This is a genomic window from Kitasatospora sp. NPDC088779 (assembly GCF_040685395.1).
Classification (GTDB): Bacteria; Actinomycetota; Actinomycetes; order Streptomycetales; family Streptomycetaceae; genus Kitasatospora.
On the sequence record NZ_JBFBHW010000013.1, the window covers coordinates 188,368 to 203,076 of the forward strand.

Below are 14,709 nucleotides of genomic sequence, written 5' to 3' on the forward strand. Positions count from 1 at the left end.
CCATCCGGCGCGTGATAGGGTCCTGAATTCATGACCCGGCGCATACCAGGCCGGGTCGGCTTGGGGGGAATCCAGGTGGCCCGGTTTCGTCGGGTCGCCATCGGCAATTCGGGCGCGCCGGCGAGGGACGCATGCGTGAAGGTGTGCAGTCGCCAACCTGTGCCAGGGGCTGTCGGCGCGACTTCTGCTTTCTTCACACACCATGCCCGGACTCACCGGACCATCGGTTCTGAGGATTCCGGGTCTTCTGACCGGGGGGATGAGAAGAATCGTGTACTTTCGCGTTCTCGGAGCACTTGCAGTGGAGACGGACGGCGGGACGCCGCGCACTCCGCAGGCGTTGAAGCTCCGGGCCCTGCTGGCGCTGTTGTGCCTGAACGACGGCCGCCCACTGTCCGCGCCGCAGCTCATCGACGCCCTCTGGTCGGGGACGCCGCCGCGCACCGCGTCCACCGCCCTGCAGGTGTACGTCTCCCGGCTCCGCAAGCATCTGGCGGGTGCGGGCTTCGACGTGTCCGGGCTGCTGACCAGGCCGCCCGGCTACATGATGGAACTCGCCCCGCTCACCCTGGACCTGCACAGCTTCGAATCGCTGTGCCTGCGTGCCGGGGAGCTGCGGGCGGTGGGCCGGCTGGAGGAGGCCTCGCTGCTGCTCTCCCAGGCACTCGGGTTGTGGACCGGCCCGGCGCTGGCGGACCTGTCCACGGTTCCGGCATTGCAGAGCCTGGGCCACCAGCTGGACGAGAAGCGGTCGGCCGCGCTGGAGGAGCGGGCCGAGACGGAACTGCTCCTGGGACGGCACAAGCCGCTGGTCGGCGAGCTCTACGGGTTGATCGACGAACAGCCGATGCGGGAGACCTTCCACGGTCTTCTCATGCTCGCGCTGTACCGCAGCGGCCGACCGGCCGAAGCCCTCATGATCTACAACCGCATCCGGCGCGTCCTCATCGACGAGATCGGCATCGAACCGGGGCCCAGGCTGAGGCAGTTGCAGCAGTCGGTCCTGGCACGGGACGCCGGCCTCGAAGAGCACACACTCGCCCATCTCGCCTGCTGAACGGGCTGACCGCATCCCTACGGCTCGTCCGGCCCCGCGACGCGCTCCGCCCGCGGGGCCGGACGAGCCGTACCGGCTCCCGCCCCGGCGAGCCCCTGCCGCAGCGGCTTGCGGCCCCACTGGGGCCGGCCGAGGGTGATGAAGGCCTCCGCCCGCATTGCCGCGAGCCCGATCCGCGGCAGATCGCGGGTGTGCGGGAAGACCAGGAAGCGCGGCACCCACTCCGGCTGGAACTTCGCGTTGAACTTGTACAGCGACTCGATCTGGAACCAGCGCGAGAGCAGCACGAGCAGCCCTCGCCAGGCCCGCAACACCGGTCCCGCGCCGAGCCGTTCTCCCCGGGCCAGGGCTGAGCGGAACATCGCGAAGTTGAGCGAGACCCGGCGTATCCCGAGTGCGGGCGCCGCCTGGAGAACGGCGACGATCAGCAGCTCGTTGAGGCCGGGGTCGGCGGCGCGGTCCCGGCGCATCAGTTCCAGCGAGATTCCCTCGGGGCCCCAGGGTACGAAGTGCAGCACGGCGGCGAGGTCGTCGGCCTCCGGCTTCCCGCCCGCCTCGCCCGATCCGACGTCCGGGGAGTGGTGTGCGGTGACCACCACGCAGCCGGTGTCCTCCACGTCGCCGAAGCGGCCGAGGGCGGTGGAGAAACCTCGCTCGATGTCGGTGCCGCGCCAGCGGGCCGCTGCGGCCGCGATCCGCGCCCGCTCCGCGTCGTCGAGATCGCGGACCCGGCGGACCTTGCAGGAGTAGCCGTTGCGCTCGACGCGTTTGACCATCTGGCGCACATTGCGCATGACCCGCCCGCTCAGTGAGAAGTCGGCCGTGTGCACGACCGCTTCATCACCCAACTCCAGGGCGTCCAGTCCCGCTTCGCGCGTCCACACCTCGCCGCCGGTTTCGCCGCACCCGATCACGGCGGGCACCCAGGCGTGCCGCCTGGCCTCGTCCATGAACGCTTTGATCGCTCCGGGCCAGGCCTCGACGTCGCCGATGGGGTCGCCGGAGGCGAGCATCACACCGGACTCGACGCGGTAGGCGATGGCGGCCTTGCCGGTCGGCGAGAACAGCACGCTCTTGTCACGCCGCAGCGCGAAGTACCCCAGCGAGTCGCGCGCCCCGTGCCGTTCGAGCAGCTCACGTACCCGGGCCTCGTCGTCCGCGGAGAGCTCCGCCAGCGGTTTCTCGGGCCGCAGGAACAGGTAGGAGGTGGTCAGCAGGGTGACCAGACCGAGCGCGCCGAGTGAGTAGCCGACCAGGTCCGCGACCCGATCAGAGGTGTAGCGCACCGGCCCCTCGACTCCGACGAGTCCGTACGCGGTGTGCCGCAGCCGCTCCTCCAGTGAGGGCGAGCCGGCCTCGTAGTCCGGGTGCACATTGGTGATCAGCAGCCCCAGCACGAGGGAGACGCCGCCCACCGCGATGAAGCTCAGCAGCGTTCGCCAACGGGTACGCGGGTCGGACAGCGCGTAGAACTCCCGCCGGTACAGCAGCATCACCAGGAGCAGCGCGAACGACACCGCACCGGTGGCGGTGGTGTGCCACCGCAGGAGGTGCAGCAGCCCGCCCACCGGGAGCAGCACGACCACCGCCCGCCAGGCCCGCCGCTTGCGGCGGCGCAGCGCGTGCGCCAGCAGCACGAGCAGCACGCCGACCATCAGCGAGCCGACCGCGGTCACCGTGGTGGTGCCACCGGGCAGTTGACCGGCCAGCAGGCGCACCCGACTGTGGCGGAAGCCGGGGAAGACGGCGGCCGCGAGGTCGATCAGCCCGATCAGCAGGCAGGCGTACGCGGCGAGGGTGGGGACACGCGGCCGGGACGCCGGGGTGGCCAGGTCGCGAAGGGTGTGCGCTGCCGGGCGACGACTCGTAGCCGGACCCGGGCGGGGAGGCGCTGGATTGTTCATAGAGCGCGAATCTAAAGCCGGATCAGAGGATTTCAGTCATCCTGAAGAATGAGATCCGGCGGGATTAAGGGGCGCTTTAGCGGAGTGAAATGCAAGTGGTGTGCATGTGGAGGTTTAGCGCCCGCGTCTAGCATTCTTCTCGCAGTGGAGTCAGGCGGAGCCGGGTTGTCCGGTCGGGATCGCGACGATGCGCTTTTCTTCCCGTTGCTTCCCGAATTTTTCGCGCGTCCTCCACATTCCGTCCTTGTATTCGGCGGGAATTCGCCGGCCGGTGCGCACCATGAGGAGTGTGAGAGAAGTGTCAGGGTCAGGATCCGGCGACATGCGTCTTCCCGTGTCAACGGCCCAGCGTGAGATGTGGCTGGCCGAACAGGTCGATCCGACCGCTCCACAGCAGCGCATCGGTGAATACCTGGAACTCCAGGGGGCCATCGACCGGCGGGTCTTCGAAAAGGCGGTGCGGCAGGCCGTCGCGGAGGCCGTCCCGATGCACGCCCTGTTCGTCGAGGAGGACGGTGAGCCCCGGCAGTGCGTGACCCCCTTCTCCGACTGGGAGTTCCCGGTCCTCGACGTCTGTGGCGAACCGGACCCCGCGGCCGCCGCGCGGGCCTGGATGCGGGCCGACCTGTCCCGCCGGATGGACCTTTCCCGAGGGCCGCTCTTCTCCTACGCGCTGTTCAGCCTGGGGCCGGATCGCAGCTTCTGGTACCTCAGCGCCCACCACGCGGTCGCGGACGGGCACACGGGCGCGCTGATCGCCCAACGGGTGTCCGAGCTCTACGCCGCCATGACCGCGGGACTCCCCCTGCCGGCCAGCCGGTACGGGGCCATCCGGGAGATGCTGGCGGACGACGCGGACTACCAGGCCTCCGGCCGGGGTGCGGCGGACCGGGCGTACTGGACGGCCCGGTTCGCGGACGGACCGGAAGTCGCCACCCTCGCCTCCCAACCGCCGGGCGGGCCCGCCGCGCAGGGACAGACCAGTCACACCGGCAGCCTCTCCGTAGCCGAGACCGAGCAGCTCAAGGCCGCCGCCCGCTCGGCCCGCACCCACTGGTCCGTGCTGGTGATCGCGGCCGCGGCCGCCCAGGTCCACCGGCTCTCCGGCGCACAGGACGTCATCCTGAGTCTGCCGATGGCCGCCCGCACCGACGCCGCGGCGCGCACCACGCCGGGGATGTACTCCAACGTCCTGCCCCTGCGCGTCACGGTCCGCCCGGATCTCACGCTGCACGAGCTCGTCCGTGAAGTCGCCGGTGGATTCCGGGAGATGATCCGGCATCAGCGTCACCGGGGTGAGCGCCTGGGGCGCGACCTCGGCCTGCCGGACACGGGGCGCTACCGGACCGGTCCCATGGTCAACATCATGGCCTTCGACTACGACCTGCACTTCGCCGGTCGGCCCGCCACTGCCCACCACCTGACCCAGGGGATCGTCGAGGACCTGTCGTTCACGGCCTTCGACCGCGCGGACGGCCTGGGGCTGCGCATCGATCTGGTCGCCAACTCGGCCCGCTACGAAGCCGACGAGCTGGCCGCGCACCACGCGCGCTTCCTGCGCTTCCTGCGCGCCTTCAGCACGGACCGGGACATGCGGGTCGGCTCCGTCGATCTGCTCACCGAGGGCGAGCGGATCCGGTTGCTCACCGAGCTCGGCGGCCCCGAGCGCAAGTACCCGGAAGCCGGCCTCCCGGAGCTGTTCGCCCGGCAGGCCGAGGACACCCCGCACCTGCCGGCCGTGGTCTCGGCGGAGACCACGCTGACCTACCGGGAGCTGGATACCGCCTCGAACCGCCTCGCCCGGCTCCTCATCTCGCGGGGTGTCGGGCCCGAGCGGATCGTCGCCATCGCGTTGCCCCGCTCGGCCCTTCTCGCCGTTGCCGTCCTCGCCGTCCTCAAAGCGGGCGGCTGCTATCTCCCCGTTGATCCCGAATATCCCGCCGAGAGGCTGTCGTTCATGCTGAGCGACACCGTGCCCGCCGTCGTGCTGACGACTGTGGACACGGCCCGGCGGCTGCCGCACACGGACGCCCCCCGGTTGATCCTCGACGAGTCCGGCACCCTGGGCGAGCTGGATCAGTTGGTCGGCACGGAGATCGACGACGAGCAGCGGCTGGGCCGGCTCGACCCGGCACATCCCGTGTACGTCATCTACACCTCGGGCACCACCGGCCGGCCCAAGGGCGTGGTGATGTCCGGGCGGGCGATGGTCAACCTCCTGTCGTGGCACGACGAGGCCTTCCCCTCGGCCGCCGGGGCCAGGGTCGCCCAGTTCACCGCGCTCAGTTTCGACGTGTCCGTGCAGGAGATCCTGTCCGCGGTGCTGTTCGGCAAGACCCTGGTAGTGCCGACCGACGAGGTCCGGCGCGACCCCAAGCTGCTCGCCGCCTGGCTTGACGCGGAGTGCGTGAACGAGCTCTTCGCCCCCAACCTCGTCCTGGAGGCCCTGTGCGAGGCGGCCCTCGACCAGGGGTGGACCATCCCGTCGCTGCGGGTCCTGGCGCAGGGCGGTGAGGCGCTCACCCCGAGCCGCCAGGTACGCGAATTCGTGCGGGGCCGCGCCGGGCGTCGGCTGCACAATCACTACGGCCCGAGCGAGACCCACCTGGTGACGGCCCACACCCTGGCGGCGGACGTCGACGCGTGGCCGCCCGCCGCCCCGATCGGCCGGCCGATCCCCAACATCAGGGCGTACGTCCTGGACGCCGGCCTGCGCCTGGCCCCGGAGGGGGTGCGCGGAGAGCTGTACCTCGCCGGGGCCGGGGTGGCCCGGGGCTACCTGAACCGTCCCGGACTCACCGCCGTACGGTTCGTCGCCGACCCGTACGGGCCGCGGGGAAGCCGGATGTACCGGACCGGGGACGTGGTCCGCTGGCTGCCCGACGGGCAGCTGGAGTACCACGGCCGGTCCGACGACCAGATCAAGATCCGTGGATTCCGGATCGAGCCCGGCGAGATCAGGTCGGCCCTCGCCGCCTGCCCCGGTATCGTCCACGCCGAGGTGGTGGCCCGCGAGGTCAGGCCCGGGGACCGGCGGCTCGTCGGATACGTCGTACCGCAGACGCGGGGGTGCGACACGGCCGCGGTACGCGAGTTCGTCCGGGCGAGGTTGCCGGCCCACCTGGTGCCCTCGGCCGTCGTCGAGCTGGCGGAGCTTCCGCTCACGCCGAACGGAAAGCTGGACCGCCGGGCGCTGCCCGAGCCCCGGCTCACCGGCGGCGCCCCGGCCCGCGAACCGGCCACCGAGCAGGAGCGGGTCCTGTGTGGCCTCTTCGCCCAGGTACTGGAGTTGCCCGCGGTCGGTGTCGACGAGAACTTCTTCGACCTCGGCGGGCACTCCCTCCTTGCCGCCCGCCTCGTCGCGCGGATCAGGGCCGTGCTCGGCACGCCGCTGGAAGTGCACGCGCTGTTCGAGTCCCCGAGCCCGGCCGGGCTCGCCCGGCGGATCGCAGACCCTTCGTCCGGCGCTGCGCCGCAGTCCCTGTTGCCGTTGCGCGCGGAGGGCTCCCGGCCTCCGCTGTTCTGCGTCCACCCGGCTGCCGGAATGGGCTGGCCGTACGCGGGGCTCCTGCCGCACCTCGGCTCCGACCAGCCCGTGTACGCGCTCCAGGCGCGGCGCGGGCCCGGGGAAACGCCGGGCTTCCCGGCCACCGTCGAGGACATGGCCGCCGACTACGTGGCACAGATCCGTGCGGTGCGCCCCGAGGGCCCCTACCGGATACTCGGCTGGTCCTTCGGCGGTCTGGTGGCCCACGCCATGGCCACCCTCCTGGAGCGCGAGGGCAAGGTGGTCGACCTGCTCGTGATGGTGGACTCCTATCCCGTGGACGACCGGCTCCGGGCCGACATGCCCAGGTTCAGCGAGGACGAGTTCGGCCGCTCCCTGCTCCAGTCGGTCGGCGACGACGATTTCCTCCTCGGGGACGACCGGGCCCGGGCCGCGCTCCGCGACGTCTACCGCAACGACCTCGACCTGATGGCCGGGTTCAGGCCCGGCCGGTTCCACGGCGGATTGCTGTTCTTCCGGGCCGCGGAGTCCGACCCCGGCGACCCGTACGAACCGGGCCGCAGCACCGCGGCGGTCTGGGCGGGCCACATCGGCGGCGCGGTCGAATCCCACGACGTGCCGGCCACCCACCACCGCATGATGCGGCCGTCGGCCCTGGCGGAGATCGGGCCGGTCCTCGCCGCGCGGCTGCGGTCCGCGGACGCGTAACGGCCCCGCCCCGAGGCGACGGCCCCACCAACCCCGGCGCACCCGCGCCCCGAGGACCAGGAGGTCCACCGCATGACAACCACTCCGACCCACCCCGAGCACACGGGCGTCGACGCCGCGCTGGCGGAGGTACGGTCACTGGCCCGCCGTGGCATCGAGGGCCGGACGGACCATCACGGCCCCCGGCTCCTGCGCAGGCTGTTGGAGGGCCGGCAGGGCGGCCCGTACGAGCACTTCGAGGTACGTCCGTCGGGACCGCTGATCGGCGCCGAGATCCACGGCATCGACCTGCGCACCCCGCTGAGCGACGAGGCGTTCGGCGAGCTGGACCGGGCCCTGCTCGAATGGAAGGTGCTGTTCTTCCGCGATCAGGACCTCACCGCCGAGCAGCAGCGGGCCTTCGCGTGCCGATGGGGCGCGATCGAGGGGCACCCGTTCCTGCCGGCGGGTACCGGAGAGGACGTCGTGCGACTGGAGAAGGGCAAGCAGAACCCCGGCTTCGAGAACGTCTGGCACTACGACTTCCCGTGGATCGAGCGCCCCCCGCTCGGCGCCGTCCTGCGCATGGTGGAACTGCCCGAAGGGGGCGGCGGAGACACCCTGTTCACGGATGCGGCCGCCGCGTACGACAACCTCCCGGACGAGGTGAAGGCGCGCATCGACGGGCTGAAGACGGTCAACGACTTCACCCCGTCGGCCAACTACCGTGAGCTGATGACCGACGAGCAGCGGGCGCACTTCCAGGGGGTCTACCCGCCGGTGGAACACCCGCTGGTGCGCACCCACCCGAAGACCGGGCGCAAGACACTGTTCCTGACGTCGATCTTCACCACCCACATCGCGGGCCTGCCGGCGGACGAGAGCGAGGAGCTGCTGGCCCACCTCTTCCGCCAGCTGGAGTACCCCGAATACCAGGTGCGCTTCCGCTGGGAGGCGAAGTCCATCGCCTTCTGGGACAACCGGGCCGTGCAGCACTACGCCACCTCGGACTACCACCCGAACCGCCGGGTCGTGGACCGGACCGCGATCGCCGGCGACCGGCCGTTCTGACCTGAGCACTCGGTCTGGCACGCCCCGCACCCGCCACTCACGTCATACGGAGGAACACCCATGCGTCTCAGCGAAGAACAGATCGCCCGATACCACGAGGACGGATTCCTCCTCGTGGAGTCCGTGCTGGACGACCGGGAGGTGGAACGGCTTCGAGCCGCGTTCCAGCGCGACTGCCGCGTTCACGGTCCGCAGGTGATCAGGGAGGAGTCCCGGGACGAGGTGCGCGCGGTGTACGCCTCGCACCACCGGCAGCCCGAGTACGCCGGGCTGATCCGGGACCCCCGGATGCTCGTGCCGGTGCGGCAGCTGCTCACGGACGACGTGTACGTGTACCAGCTCAAGATCAACGCCAAGCCGGCGTTCGGCGGCGAGAAGTGGTCCTGGCACCAGGACTACGTCGCCTGGCGCCTCGCCGACCGGCTGCCCGCCCCGCTCCAGGTCAACGTCGGTGTCTTCCTCGACGCCGTCGACGAGTTCAACGGCCCCGTGATCTTCGTGTCCGGATCGCACCGCTACGGCCCGGTGCGCGGCAGCCGCACGGCCGAGGCCAAGTCCGCCCAGCACCTGGACCCGGAGGACATCGCGCTGACTCCCGACCAGCTCTCCACCCTGGTCGCCGAGCGCGGCATGGTCAGCCCCAAGGGCCCGGCCGGCTCCCTCGTCTTCTTCTCGCCCGAGATCGTGCACGGCTCCGCACCCAACATGTCGCCCTTCCCACGCCGACTGCTCATCGCCACCTACAACGACACCGCCAACCTGCCGAGCTGGACCGGTGAGCCGCGCCCCGACTACGTCGTGTGCCGGGACACCGGGCCCCTGCGCATCCTCGACGCCCCCTTCCTCGACGCCCTCGAAGGGGTGTCGGCGTGATGCGCGGGAAGGCCGTCGTCCTGGAGGAGCTCGGCCGGCCGCTCGCGCTGCGGGAGTACGAGGTCCCGCCCGCCCCGGTCGGGGGGATGCTCGTCGCCTGCCGCCACGGCGGTATCTGCGGCACCGACCTCCATCTCCAGCAGGGCCATCTGCCGATCCCCACCCCGCTGGTCCTCGGCCACGAAGGCCTCGGCACCGTCCACGAGCTCGGTCCGGGCGCCCCCGGACACGATGCCACGGGAACCGCACTGCAAACCGGCGACACCGTGATGTGGGCGTCCTCGATCGCCTGCGGCTCCTGCGTCCCGTGCCGGCTGCACCGTGAGCCGACCCTGTGCGAGAACCGCCGCACCTACGGGGTCAACCGCTCCACCACCGACGGTCCCGAGCTCTCGGGCGCCTGGGCCGAGTTCATCGTGCTGCAGGCCGGCACCACCGTCGTGAAGCTGGACGACGGCATCGACCCGCTGGCCGCCATGTCCCTGGCCTGCGCGGGGCCGACCGTGGTGCACGCCCTCCTCGAGCGCAGGCCGGTGCGCCTCGGCGAGACGGTCGTGGTCCAGGGCAGTGGTCCGGTGGGCCTCGCGGCCGCCGCGTTCGCCCGGCTTGCCGGGGCTGCCAAGGTCATTCTGGTGGGCGGTCCCGACAGCCGACTGGCCCTCGCTGCCGCCGCCGGCATCGGCGACGTGCACCTCGACATCACCGCGCCCGGCGACGCCGAGGCCGTCCTGGACCGGGTCCGCGCGGAAACCGGAGGAACCGGGGCCGACCTCGTGATCGAGTGTGCGGGCGTGCCCGGGGCGGTCGCGCAGGGCCTCACCCTCGCCCGCCGGGGCGGCTCCTACCTGGTCATCGGCCAGTACACGGACGCAGGCGACACCCTGTTCAACCCGCACCAGATCGTGTACCGGCAGCTCGATGTCGTCGGATCCTGGGCGTTCACCGGCGCGCACCTCGTCGAGTACGTACGCCTGCTGCCCGCCCTCACGGCCCGCTTCGACCTGGGCAGCCTGGTGTCGTCCTACCCGCTGCACGACCACGGGACCGCGCTCGCGGCCGTGGCGGACGGTTCGGTGATGAAGGCGGTCCTCACGAACCCGTAGGTGTGTGCGAGGTGGTAAGCGTGCGGAGCCGCCGGACCCCGTCCGGCGGCTCCGCACGCATGTCGGCGGCCGGGCACGCCCTAGTGGGGGGTCGCCGTCGGGACGGCGTCGGCCTTCTCGGCCTCGGTGCCGTCGGACCCCGTACCGCCGTTCTGCTGCCTGGCGTTGATGAGGAGGAAGGCGACGGCCGAGGCCGCGGCGAGGATGCCGACAGCCCACCAGATCGCGGTGGCGTAGCCGTGTACGGCCGCCGCGTTGGCCAGCTTGGCCGGGTCGGCGCCGGAACGGGCCTTCTCGGCGAGCCAGTTGGTGGTGGCACCGGCCGCGATGGTGTTCAGCAGGGCGGTGCCGATGGAGCCGCCGACCTGCTGGGAGGTGCTGACCATGGCGGAGGCCACGCCGGCGTCCTGCGGCTGCACGCTGCGGGTGGCCAGGCTCATGGCGGGCATGAATGCCGTGCCCATGCCGAGGCCGAGGAGCACCTGTGCGGGCAGAATCAGGCCGACGTACGAACTGTCGACCTTGATCTGGGTGAGCAGCGCGATGCCGAGGGCCGAGGTCAGGAAGCCCGGACCCATCAGGAGCCGGGGCGGCAGGCGGGTCATCAGCCGGGTGCCGATCTGCGTCGACCCGGTCACCATGCCGACGATCATGGGCAGGAAGGCGAATCCGGTGCGGACCGGCGTGTAGCCCTTCACGACCTGCAGGTAGTAGGTCAGGAACAGGAAGAGCCCGAACATGCCGATGACGGCCAGCCCCAGGGAGAGGTAGATGCCGCCCCGGTTGCGTTCGGTCACCACCCGCAGCGGCAGCAGGGGGGCCGGGGCCTTGCTCTCGACCAGGACGAACACGCCGAGCAGGACCACCGAGGTGATGAAGAGCGCGACGGTGACGGGGGCGGTCCAGCCGTCGGACTCGGCACGGGTGAACCCGTACACCAGCGACAGCAGGCCGGTGGTGGCGAGAATGACACCGGGGAGGTCCAGCCGGGCGCTGTTGCGGGCGCCCGCCGGCTCGCGCACGACGGTGACGGCGCCGAACACGGCCGCGATGGCGAACGGGATGTTGACGAACAGCGCCCAGCGCCAGTTCAGGTACTCGGTCAGCGCACCGCCCATGATCAGGCCGACGGCCCCGCCGGCACCGGAGATCGCGCCGTAGATCCCGAATGCCTTTGCCCGCTCCTTGGGTTCGGTGAAGGTGACCGCGAGCAGCGAGAGCGCGGCCGGGGCGAGCAGTGCGCCGAACACGCCCTGCAGGGCGCGGGCGGCGAGCAGCATCCCGGGGCTGACCGCGAGGCCGCCCAGCGCGGATGCGCCCGCGAAGCCGAGCAGGCCGACGATGAACGCGCGTCTGCGGCCGGTGAGGTCGGCGATGCGGCCACCGAAGAGCAGTAGGCTGCCGAACGCCAGCGAGTAGGCGGTGATCACCCATTGCCGGTTGCCGTCGGAGATGCCGAGGTCGTGCTGGGCCGAGGGCAGGGCGATGTTCACGATGGTCGTGTCGAGCACGACCATCAACTGGGCGATGCCGATGAATAACAGCGCTTTCCAGCGCTGTGGGTCCGACTGGGCGGTTGCGGGCATGACGCCTCTCAGTTGACCGGGCGGCAGGGGTGGGCGGAGCTGCTCAGGGTGCCTGTTCCAGCGAGGGCAGCAGGGTGGGCAGCAGTTCGGCGACTACGTCGACTGCAGCGCGCCACGCTTCATCGCTGCCGGGTCCGCCCGTGGCGGTCCGGGCGAGGATGCCCTCGCGGGAGGCGAGCAGGAACATGGCGAGGCTCTGCGCGTCGACGCTCGTGCCGTTGCGCTCCAGCAGGCGGGCGAGGGCCCCGGTGACGGCCTTGTCGTGTTCGTGGAGCCGTGCGCTGAGCTCCGGGCTGCGGGCCGCATCGAGCCGGAACTCCAGGAAGAGCAGGATCCATCCCCGTTCGTCGGGGTCGACCGCCAGGAGCAGTTCCCCGATCCGTCGGGCCGCCCCCGGAGCCGGATGGTGCAGCAGGCCCTCCAACTGGTCGAGCCGGTGCGCGGAGTGGTGGTCGAACAGTGCGAGGACGAGGTCCTGCTTGCTCTCGAAACTGGAGTAGAAGGCCCCCCGGGTGTACCCGGCCGCCGCGCACACGTCCTCGATGGTGGTCTTCGCGTACCCCCGCGCGACCAGCACCTGCCCGGCGGCGTCGAGCAGCCGGGCGCGGGTGTGAGCACGCCGGCGGGGCGGCCGGCCGGAATCGGTGGAAGCAGTCTTCGATGGAGCCACGCGGGAACGATACATCATGTATTTAATACGCTGCGTATCAAACTGCCGTATCGCCGACCGGAGTTGGCGGCGGGGTCGCCACCCCGGCGGATGCGGCCAAACCCCTGGCGCGGTGCGCAGAAAAAGTGATATCACTTTGACAGCTGGATCGGAAACACTCGCTGGAGGAGCTGGTCTCATGGCCACACCGCGTTCTGCCGTCGACGTCGAAGGCGGCCCCGTCCTCGACCTTCCGGCCCCCAAGATCACCGAGCGGGTCATCACCGGTGCCGCGGGGCTGCCGGTGCTCGGAGGGACGCTGCTCGGTCTGCTCGCGGGGGTCGGGGCGACCATCGCCGGCGGTCTCCAAGTGGCCGGCGGGTCCAAGGCGCTGGGGATCACCCTGCTGACCGTCGGGCCGCTGGCCGTCCTGGGCGCGCTGCTGCTGCTGTGCGGGCTGACCGTGGTCTCGCCCGGCCAGGCGCGGGTGGTCCAGCTGCTCGGCCGCTACCGCGGCACCATCCGCGCCGAGGGCCTGACCTGGCTGAACCCGTTCACCAGCCGCCGCCGGATCTCCACCCGGATCCGCAACCACGAGACCGAGACCAACAAGGTCAACGACGCGGACGGCAACCCGATCGAGATGGCCGCCGTGGTGGTCTGGCAGGTCGAGGACACCGCCAAGGCCGTGTTCGAGGTGGACGACTACAGCGACTTCGTCGCCATCCAGACCGAGACCGCCGTCCGGCACATCGCCAGCAGCTACCCGTACGACGCCCACCGCGAGGGCCAGTTGTCGCTGCGCGACGGCGCGGAGGAGATCAGCCGGATGCTCTCCGCCGAGATCGCGGCCCGGGTCGTCTCGGCCGGGGTGCGGGTCGTCGAGTCCCGGATCACCCGGCTCGCCTACGCGCCCGAGGTCGCCCAGGTGATGCTCCAGCGCCAGCAGGCCGGGGCCGTGGTCGCGGCACGGCGGCTGATCGTCGAGGGCGCCGTCGGTATGGTCGAGGAGGCGTTGGACCGGCTCGCCGAGCGCGACGTCGTCGAACTGGACGAGGAGCGCAAGGCCGCCATGGTGAGCAACCTCCTGGTGGTGCTCTGCGGCGACCGGGGCACCCAGCCCGTCGTGAACACGGGCTCCCTCTACCAGTAAGGCGCGGCGTTGGCGACGGAGCGGAAGAAGATCCTGCTGCGACTGGACCCGGCGGTCCACGACGCACTGGCCCGGTGGGCCGCGGACGAGCTGCGCAGTGCCAACGCGCAGATCGAGTTCCTCCTTCGCCGTGCCCTCAGCGACGCGGGCCGGATGCCCGGCGACGCGGCCCGTCTTCCCCGGCGCGGCCGACCGCCCAAGGAGAACCCGGAGGCCGGCGGTTCCGACGCCGGATGAACGGGCCCATCCACCGTCCATCTGCTTGGAGTCCATCGTGGACCTGCCCATCACCCTGCCGGAGAAGCTCTACCTGCTCGCCTACAACCCCGAGCGCGAGCGGCTCACCGCCACCGCCAGGCTCGACCTGGTGCTGCGGGCCGCCGCGCTCGCCGAACTCCTGCGGCGCACGCTGATCCGCGACGACGGCCGGCACCCGGCCGCCGTCGACGGAGCGTCGGCCGACGGCCTCGACCCGCTCTCCGCCGCGATGCTGGAGCAGATCCGGCAGGGCCGGCGGCGCACCTGGCAGAGCTGGGTCGGCCGCCGCCAGGGCCCGGCGGCCCGCGCCGCGCGGGTGGTCCGGGACGGGCTGGCGGCGTCCGGGCGGATCCGGCTCGAACAGCGCCGCGCGCTCGGACTGTTCCCGTGCACCCGGGTCGTCCTGCCGGAGCAGCGGCTGCGCAAGTCCCTTGTCGCGTCGGTGAGTTCGGCGCTTAAGGCGCCGCTCAGCCGGGTCGACCCGGCGGACGCCGCGCTGGTCGCGCTGGTCGACGCCGCCCGGCTCGGAGCCGTCCTGACGTGGCGCCAGAGCCGCGAGTTCCGCACCCGGATCGACAAGCTGGCCCCCGCCGCGGGCCCCGTCCCGCGCGCCCTGCGCCGGGCCATCAGCACCCGCAACGCCGACGCCGCGGTGGTCTGACCCAGCCGGTGTGATCCGAACGAGAGGCCCGGTCGCCGACACGGCGGCCGGGCTTCCCGCGTTCCGGGCCCGCGCCCGTGCCCGTGCCCGTGCCCCATCCACCGATCGGTTGATCCGCCGTCCACCGCGCCCGCCCGCAGCTCTGACCGTCCGGTCGATCCGCGGCCGGGGCCCCGCGCGGGAAGCTCGTCGCAGGCCG

General features: G+C 71.6%; 11 protein-coding genes. 8 read left to right on the forward strand and 3 right to left on the reverse strand.

Going from position 1 to position 14,709, the window contains the following annotated elements; genetic code table 11:
• The first annotated feature begins 301 nt into the window (after positions 1 to 301).
• Positions 302 to 1,057, forward strand: a complete 756-nt coding sequence (locus AB0P03_RS15390) for an AfsR/SARP family transcriptional regulator (RefSeq protein WP_363586319.1) — start codon at positions 302 to 304, stop codon at positions 1,055 to 1,057.
• 17 nt (positions 1,058 to 1,074) lie between these two features.
• On the opposite strand, the gene AB0P03_RS15395 is transcribed toward AB0P03_RS15390, so the two are convergent.
• Positions 1,075 to 2,961: a phosphatidylglycerol lysyltransferase domain-containing protein gene (locus AB0P03_RS15395; protein ID WP_363629257.1), complete on the reverse strand. Its 1,887-nt coding sequence runs from the start codon at positions 2,959 to 2,961 to the stop codon at positions 1,075 to 1,077.
• Positions 2,962 to 3,283: 322 nt separating this feature from the next.
• Between AB0P03_RS15395 and AB0P03_RS15400 the strand changes: the two genes are divergently transcribed.
• The 4 genes from AB0P03_RS15400 (at position 3,284) to AB0P03_RS15415 (ending at position 10,203) form a co-directional block, all read left to right on the forward strand.
• Positions 3,284 to 7,177, forward strand: a complete 3,894-nt coding sequence (locus AB0P03_RS15400) for an amino acid adenylation domain-containing protein (RefSeq protein WP_363629259.1) — start codon at positions 3,284 to 3,286, stop codon at positions 7,175 to 7,177.
• Between the two features lie 72 nt (positions 7,178 to 7,249).
• A complete protein-coding gene (locus tag AB0P03_RS15405) occupies positions 7,250 to 8,227 on the forward strand; it encodes a TauD/TfdA family dioxygenase (RefSeq protein WP_363586315.1) in 978 nt (325 codons plus the stop codon).
• A 60-nt stretch (positions 8,228 to 8,287) separates the two neighbouring features.
• Positions 8,288 to 9,100, forward strand: coding sequence for a phytanoyl-CoA dioxygenase family protein (locus AB0P03_RS15410; protein ID WP_363586314.1), 813 nt, complete (start codon positions 8,288 to 8,290; stop codon positions 9,098 to 9,100).
• Positions 9,100 to 10,203 (forward strand): zinc-binding dehydrogenase, encoded by a 1,104-nt coding sequence (locus AB0P03_RS15415; RefSeq protein WP_363586313.1) that lies wholly within the window; start codon positions 9,100 to 9,102, stop codon positions 10,201 to 10,203. Before AB0P03_RS15410 ends, AB0P03_RS15415 begins: the two co-directional genes overlap by 1 nt.
• An 80-nt stretch (positions 10,204 to 10,283) precedes the next feature.
• On the opposite strand, the gene AB0P03_RS15420 is transcribed toward AB0P03_RS15415, so the two are convergent.
• Positions 10,284 to 11,789 carry an MFS transporter gene (locus tag AB0P03_RS15420; RefSeq protein WP_363629261.1) on the reverse strand — a complete coding sequence of 502 codons (1,506 nt, stop codon included), beginning with the start codon at positions 11,787 to 11,789 and terminating at the stop codon, positions 10,284 to 10,286.
• 43 nt (positions 11,790 to 11,832) lie between these two features.
• Positions 11,833 to 12,459 carry a TetR/AcrR family transcriptional regulator gene (locus AB0P03_RS15425; RefSeq protein ID WP_363586311.1) on the reverse strand — a complete coding sequence of 209 codons (627 nt, stop codon included), beginning with the start codon at positions 12,457 to 12,459 and terminating at the stop codon, positions 11,833 to 11,835.
• A 178-nt stretch (positions 12,460 to 12,637) separates the two neighbouring features.
• Between AB0P03_RS15425 and AB0P03_RS15430 the strand changes: the two genes are divergently transcribed.
• The 3 genes from AB0P03_RS15430 to AB0P03_RS15440 are packed head-to-tail and all read left to right on the forward strand — an operon-like array spanning position 12,638 to position 14,510.
• The gene (locus tag AB0P03_RS15430) at positions 12,638 to 13,591 is read left to right on the forward strand and encodes an SPFH domain-containing protein (RefSeq protein ID WP_363586310.1); all 954 of its coding nucleotides are present in this window, start codon (positions 12,638 to 12,640) and stop codon (positions 13,589 to 13,591) included.
• A 9-nt stretch (positions 13,592 to 13,600) separates the two neighbouring features.
• Positions 13,601 to 13,828: a hypothetical protein gene (locus AB0P03_RS15435; RefSeq protein ID WP_363586309.1), complete on the forward strand. Its 228-nt coding sequence runs from the start codon at positions 13,601 to 13,603 to the stop codon at positions 13,826 to 13,828.
• Positions 13,829 to 13,865: 37 nt separating this feature from the next.
• A complete protein-coding gene (locus AB0P03_RS15440; RefSeq protein WP_363629263.1) occupies positions 13,866 to 14,510 on the forward strand; it encodes a GPP34 family phosphoprotein in 645 nt (214 codons plus the stop codon).
• Positions 14,511 to 14,709 lie beyond the last annotated feature (199 nt).

What these genes read in the sequence shown, in the direction of transcription:
- AB0P03_RS15395 (WP_363629257.1), bottom strand. Translation starts at nt 2,961, where the DNA reads ATGAACAATCCAGCGCCTCCCCGCCCGGGTCCGGCTACGAGTCGTCGC.
- AB0P03_RS15400 (WP_363629259.1), top strand. Translation starts at nt 3,284, where the DNA reads ATGCGTCTTCCCGTGTCAACGGCCCAGCGTGAGATGTGGCTGGCCGAA.
- AB0P03_RS15405 (WP_363586315.1), top strand. Translation starts at nt 7,250, where the DNA reads ATGACAACCACTCCGACCCACCCCGAGCACACGGGCGTCGACGCCGCG.
- AB0P03_RS15410 (WP_363586314.1), top strand. Translation starts at nt 8,288, where the DNA reads ATGCGTCTCAGCGAAGAACAGATCGCCCGATACCACGAGGACGGATTC.
- AB0P03_RS15415 (WP_363586313.1), top strand. Translation starts at nt 9,100, where the DNA reads ATGCGCGGGAAGGCCGTCGTCCTGGAGGAGCTCGGCCGGCCGCTCGCG.
- AB0P03_RS15420 (WP_363629261.1), bottom strand. Translation starts at nt 11,789, where the DNA reads ATGCCCGCAACCGCCCAGTCGGACCCACAGCGCTGGAAAGCGCTGTTA.
- AB0P03_RS15430 (WP_363586310.1), top strand. Translation starts at nt 12,638, where the DNA reads ATGGCCACACCGCGTTCTGCCGTCGACGTCGAAGGCGGCCCCGTCCTC.